1 protein-coding gene is annotated in these 602 nt (G+C 50.5%); it reads right to left on the bottom strand.

Annotated elements, in window-relative coordinates:
* Nucleotides 1-218 precede the first annotated feature (218 nt).
* Nucleotides 219-350: a hypothetical protein gene (locus ACT6R0_RS18640; protein WP_444667456.1), complete on the bottom strand. Its 132-nt coding sequence runs from the start codon at nucleotides 348-350 to the stop codon at nucleotides 219-221.
* Nucleotides 351-602 lie beyond the last annotated feature (252 nt).

Below are 602 nucleotides of genomic sequence, written 5' to 3' on the forward strand. Positions count from 1 at the left end.
GCTTACAACAGGGCAGTAGCAGGGAGGGTGGCAGCAGCCATCATGATACTAGTGAAAGCGATAACAGGCAGCGTAGCATCAGAGGTGGCGGCATTGGCAGCTTGATCACAACAGGCCTCACATCAGGGTAGCGGAAGGAATTGCAGCAGTTACCATGACACAGGTAGCAGTGGCAACAGGCAACACATGTGGCAGCAGCCTCAGTGCCCAGCAGCAGCCTAGTGTAGGTCATCATCATCATCATCATCATCATCATCATCATCATCATCATCATCGTCATCATAATGATAATAATAATAATAATAATAATAATAATAATAATAATAATGATAGTAATAACAACATGGCATTTACCATTAGGCGTTGCTGCAACACACACAACAGCCCTAGTTATTCTGATGAGACATTAGACACAGTCCCCTGGAGGCTCATCCGCCCTGAGCAGTACAGCAGGCAGCAGTGGTGTCACAGATCAGCGTTTGCACTACCTGCCCCACCCCTAAGACCCCTGCCCCACCCCTCAAGGCCCACCCCAGGCCGGCCCCAACAGGATGTGCCCTGCCAGGCCCACTGCAGCTATCTGCTGCGGCAGTGAATCATGC

Source organism: Flavobacterium sp., from assembly GCF_052437795.1.
In the GTDB taxonomy this organism is placed as follows: Bacteria; Bacteroidota; Bacteroidia; order Flavobacteriales; family Flavobacteriaceae; genus Flavobacterium.